Here is a 1206-nt window from a genome sequence, read left to right as displayed (position 1 = left end):
CAACACCACTCACGTATTTTTAAACTCCACTGTCCTTCTGGTTGAACTGAATGGTCGTATTTTACTCCGCAACATGAACAAATCTTGCTTGAGGCGAACCATTTATCAGCTTTTACATACTCAATGCCATACTTCTCGCACTTGTATGACAAACATTGAAAGAAGAAGTTTAATTTTTGAAATGAAAATGCTTTCGATAGTTTTTTGTTTTTTAACAGGTTTGAGATAGGTAAGTCTTCCACAACAATCCTCATTGGCTTGGTTTTCACCAATTTAGCTGTTGCTTGATGGATATGGTTATTTCGGATATTCGTAATTTTCCTAGATAACCGCAGGTGCTCAGTTTTAGCTTTTTCATATCCGGCAGATTGAATTTTTACACCTTTTTTAAATCTCCTAGACATATCTCTTTGTGCTGACTTTTTCCTTTTCAAAAGTTTTTTAACCTTGGCATCTTTGTTTATATTTCGTTCTTTCATACCATTAGAAGCTACAAACAGCTCTTTTAAACCAACATCCACACCAATCGACTCATTGGTTAGTTCTTGTAATTCAAAGTCTTCTTGAAACCCCACACTAATCCACCAGTGACGACCATCAAATGTAACTCTTGGATTGGATGGTTTTTTATTTCTTGGTAGTTGTTGGCTTGTTTTCACTTCTCCAATAGACTGAATATGAACTACTTTCTTTCCTATAATCAGCCTTTCATAATTGGCATAAAATCCTTGGATTAAATCTTTTTTGGATTTATAAGAAGTGTGATAACCATTTTTATACTTTTTGAACGAATTTTTTCTCGCCGTATCAAAATCTTTTGAAGCCTGTTTGGGAACTTGTGCGTTAATGTCATTTAACCACTCATATCTCTTTCGCTTCTTGATCTTTGTAAATCGTTTCTGTAAAGCTAACTGTGAAACAGATTTTCCAAATAGCTTATAGTATCTATCACTCATTCTTTTACAATAGTTATAAGCGAATCTTGCAGCACCAGCATGGTTTCTAAGCACTTTTTCTTGTTCAGGCGTTGGAATCAGTCTGACTTTCTTCGCCAATATCATCAGAATTTAACTCCTTTAATGAAAGATTTGTTCTTCTGAATAGTAGCGTGTTCCACCAGCATTTTCCTGAGACTACTCGGATGTAAACCTGTTAATTCCGATACTTGACTAACTCGTAAAATTTCATTATTATTCTTACCTCATT

At 34.7% G+C, this 1206-nt stretch carries 1 protein-coding gene; it reads right to left on the bottom strand.

Annotated elements, in window-relative coordinates; translation table 11 throughout:
* Window positions 1-1061 (bottom strand): RNA-guided endonuclease InsQ/TnpB family protein (locus DN393_RS30880; RefSeq protein ID WP_149174293.1); only part of this gene is annotated, 1061 nt, incomplete at its 3' end.
* Between the last annotated feature and the right edge of the window lie 145 nt (window positions 1062-1206).

Source organism: Bacillus sp. BPN334, assembly GCF_008368885.1.
Taxonomy (GTDB): domain Bacteria; phylum Bacillota; class Bacilli; order Bacillales; family Bacillaceae_G; genus Bacillus_A; species Bacillus_A wiedmannii.
The sequence above is the reverse complement of the archived record's forward strand: the minus strand, read 5'-3'. Positions and strand labels throughout refer to the sequence as shown.